This is a genomic window from Prosthecobacter sp., from assembly GCF_049294395.1.
GTDB lineage: Bacteria > Verrucomicrobiota > Verrucomicrobiia > Verrucomicrobiales > Verrucomicrobiaceae > Prosthecobacter.
Genome location: NZ_JBAQCR010000229.1, coordinates 1 through 3,965, shown reverse-complemented (window position 1 = coordinate 3,965; position 3,965 = coordinate 1). Strand labels below are relative to the sequence as shown.

Here is a 3,965-nt window from a genome sequence, read left to right as displayed (position 1 = left end):
GCCGTGGGCAGCACGATGCCGGCTGCGGTGGTCTGCTCCTGCGGCGTCACGTCCAGCAGCAGGTGATTTGTCAATGGGTGGATTCCAGGTGGTTTCATAGTCATGTGGTTGTTAGTGCTATTTCTTGGTATTGTTGGTCAAAGTAAAAATGTCAGTGTCATCAACTGCGGCGCATCACTCACGCCTTCCGCCTCACCCAGCCCGCATTCGCCAGCTCGATCCGTGAATCCGCATGCCCGATGCCCGCGCGCAGCGCATCCTCCGCCACGCCCAGCAGCGCCGCCAGGGCCTTCAGCCTCTTCGGCGGCTCCACCAGATCATACGCCGCCTCATGCAGCGGCCTGCCGGCAATGAGCGGCGGCACCACGGCCTGCACGCTCGTGGCAGCCACGGAAACAGTGGAGGCATCTGCCACAGCAGCTTGCGCTTTCACATCCGCCTCGGCCTTCAGCGTTTTTTCCTCCGCCGAGGCGGGCGCAACGGTCGGCTCAGCACCCGGCCCAACCACGATTCGGGTGTCAGTGCTCGTGTCCGTTGCGCCCATTTCGGTGAGATTCGTCAGCTGCGTGGGCTTCGCCGCAGTCGGTGCATCCAGCGTCACCACCATCGCATGCGGCAGACGGCGCTGTTCCATGAGATCATGCGCCAGGCGCCCCTTCCCTGCCTGCCACAGGTGCAGCGGCACACGCAGGATGTGCCCCTCCAGTGCCGACTCAAAGCGGAAGATGTAGGAGCGCGTCCCCTTGTCGTGAAAATCATACGGCGCATTGTTCCCCACGCCCACCAGCTTCACGACGACAAGCGGATCATCCGCGCGTCGATGCTTCGCAAGCAGCGCGGAATCAACGCGCGCCGGCAGGGTCATAACAGTGGTGAGAGAGGGACAGGCAGTGGTGTTGGGCTTCATAAAAGGTGAAAAGTAAAATGGGTCTGAGGTATCGGGGGCATTCCTGCCCCTCTTGGAATTCTGTCTCGTCTCCTGTTTCCTCCCTGGGGCTCTGGCCACTGGCCGCACCCGCAAGGGAGGCAGGAGGTAAAAGTTTAAAAAGTTAAATCGGTTAGCAGAGTGGTAGTTTCTGACATCTTCTCCCACTCTTCCTCCCTCGGCCTGGTCATTGCCACCAAGGGAGGAAGAGCGGGAGAAAGATGAGTTGCTAGCCCGCACGGCGCTTTTTCAAGACACCGTGCGGGCCGCTGTGTCGCGTTACGCGCTCAGAGTGGGCACCTCGAGGCCCGGGTGCTGGCCGGCGTGGCGCAGCACCGAGTAGCCGCTGGTCTTGCCATCCGTGCGGATGCAAGGTGCCTGGCCAAAGATGGTCTCATAGCCGCCGCCATCCACGAACGAGTAGTCGTCCTTGTCGCCCACGAGGAGGTCATCCCCCACATAGGCGCGCACGGCCGTGTCCTGGCCGAGGATGAGGCTGCACATGTCCACCGCACCATTCGCATTGCACGGAATGATGTAGGCGCCCGCATCAAACTCCGAGGTCCAGACAAAGTCCGGAGAGCAGTTCGATGTGCCGCCCGCACCACCCGCCGCACGCGTGTAGGCCGTGCCCAGGGAGTTCAGGCCCCAGGTGTCCCCGGTGGCGATGAAGTTCCCCAGCGTGGACACACCGAGGCCGGAGTTGTCGTTCGTGTTGTCGGGGTTCAGGATCGCGGTCACCTTGATCTGGTTACCGTTGTTGCCTTCAGTGCCGCCCGTCCAGCTCACCAACCCGACGGAGCCGTCCGGATTGATGATCCAGCCGTAGTAGGTGGCGGAGGTGATGGCGGCATAGAAGGCGATCCAGGTCGCATCCTTCGTCGTCTGGCCCTCATACCACTCATAGGCATAGCCGCCCATCCACGCCATGTAGGGCGTCTTGGTGTCCGTCGCATGGCTCTTGAGAACACAGGCCACGCTGCTGGAGTCCACACCGAATCCGGTGGAGAGCATCGCGCGCGGTGCCAGCGGATCAGCGCACTGATCGTTCTCAGGATCCACAGACGCATGCTCAAAGAGGCCCACGCCGTTCCAGTCCAGCAGCTTGCCGGAGAAGAGCGGGTTTTCCTCATTGCTGCGTGCGCCGCCGTGCAGGGCCGCCTGCTCATAGCTGCTGGAGTTCTTGATGCTGGCGATCGCCGCATCAGGAATGTACACCATCGGCTTGTACACCGGGCTGCCATGCTTGCTCGTCACCACGATGCTGCGGCCGCCAAGACGGCGCCACTGCGGGATCGCATTCGTGATGCCCGAAGGCGTCAGCGTGTCCAGCGCATTCAGGCTGGCCAGCGTCTTGCGCGCATTCGGGTAGATGGTGTTGCCCACGCCCTGCAGCTTGAGCGCCATCTTCATGTCGTTCATGCGGCGGCGTCCCAGCTTTTCGCGCAGGGCCAGCAGCACGGCGGATTTCACCCCGCCACCTCCGGCCATGAACTTCAGCTGCTTCTTCGTGAACTTGAAGGCATCGCGCCAGAAGTCCACCACGCAGCCGAAGGTCTTGAAGTCCACGCTGGACTCATTCCCGCGCAGCGGCTGCTCGCCACGCGCACCCGGGCCGCGCGGCTGGCTCATGACAGTGAATTTGACCTCGTCTCCCGCATGCGCGGAGGCGATGTCCTTGCGAACGATGAAGGGCTTTCCGGAGCCCTCCCCGCCCTCAAACATCGCAAAGTCATCCACCGAGCGCGCACCCTTGCGGAGCTGCTGGGAATAGACCTTGGCGACGACGGACGGATCAGCCGCGACGGCGGCTGCGAGTGTGGATACGACTGATTCAGCGTGATAGGCGCTCATATATGTGTGTCTCTAAACGAGAGGTGTTGTCTGTTGTGTTTTGATTGAAGATTAACGTGTGGTATCTTGCGGCAGTTCATACCATCCTAGGTCCAAAAAAAGGCCGGCTAGTGCCGCACTTTGACGGAGGTCAGCCTGTCCAGACTGTGGATGAACGCGTCCTGCTGCTCAGGTGTCAGCTTGTCGATTTCCGCCATCGCCGTCTGGGGAGACAGCGCGCCGGCGGAGAAACCGGGGCCGACTGGTGAACCGGGCAGCCGCATCGAGTGTCTCGGCGCTGGCGGTATCAGTGACGTGCCTTTCGCGTGGCCTGGGCTGTTCGCCGCATGTCCTTTGAAAAACTTGTCGATCACCCGCCGTCCGATCTTCTCAGGCCAGTCAGGATGATAAAGGATTGGGTCGTTTTTTGCCTCTGCAAGCAAAATTTCATCATCACAGTAAGAAACAAATCCAGTGTCCTCATCCGTGATCAAATCCGAGAACTGATCCATCATGCGATTGTGGCTTTCCGATTGCTGGCCCTGCCATTGATGGTTCACCACCGCCGCCTCGCGCCGCGCCTCACGCAGGTCGATTTTGAGATCCGTCATCTGCTCCAGCAGATCTGTCGCCACAGGATCATACGTCTCCTTCGCCTGCTTGTATTGATGCTGCAGCAGCGCCAGGTGCTCTTCCAGTTCCGCCACCTGCGGCACCTCCATCTGCGTCTGCGATTCATCAAATCCAGGCGCTTCATCCTGCGCATGACCATCCCCGGCCTGTGCCTGCGCCGGACTGCCAAACACCTCCGCAAACGCATCCGCCGGCGCTTTGCCAGCGCGGATCAGATCCAGCGCCTGCACCGTGCGTGCGCGGTCCTCCGGCTTCAGCGCCTTGATGGAGACACGCGCCAGAGCAAACGCAGACGTTTCTTCACCCTGGCCGCCGCGTGGCTCCTCCTGCGGCTGCACGGCCGCCAGCGCCGCCTCCACCCGCTCCGGATCACCGCTCTCAAAATCCCTGATCTGCGCGTCCGTCATCTGCGCCAGGTCCGCACCCGCCAGCGCCTCGTCCAGCGAGGACAGCCCCGGGATCACCTCCGCTTGCGAAGCAGCTCCCGCGGCCTCGGCATCGCCTCCGGCAGAAGCCAGGCTGTCGAGCACCGCGCTCGCAGCAGCCTCCGAAAGATTTTCAAAAACAGCCCCCG

General features: G+C 61.9%; 3 protein-coding genes. All 3 read right to left on the bottom strand.

Annotation, left to right across the window (positions count from 1 at the left end; genetic code table 11):
• Positions 1-178 precede the first annotated feature (178 nt).
• Positions 179-907 carry a hypothetical protein gene (locus WAW39_RS15865; RefSeq protein WP_422320162.1) on the bottom strand — a complete coding sequence of 243 codons (729 nt, stop codon included), beginning with the start codon at positions 905-907 and terminating at the stop codon, positions 179-181.
• Between the two features lie 297 nt (positions 908-1,204).
• A complete protein-coding gene (locus WAW39_RS15860) occupies positions 1,205-2,779 on the bottom strand; it encodes a hypothetical protein (protein WP_422320161.1) in 1,575 nt (524 codons plus the stop codon).
• A gap of 107 nt (positions 2,780-2,886) precedes the next feature.
• A partial coding sequence (locus WAW39_RS15855) for a hypothetical protein (protein ID WP_422320160.1) occupies positions 2,887-3,965 on the bottom strand: 1,079 nt, incomplete at its 5' end.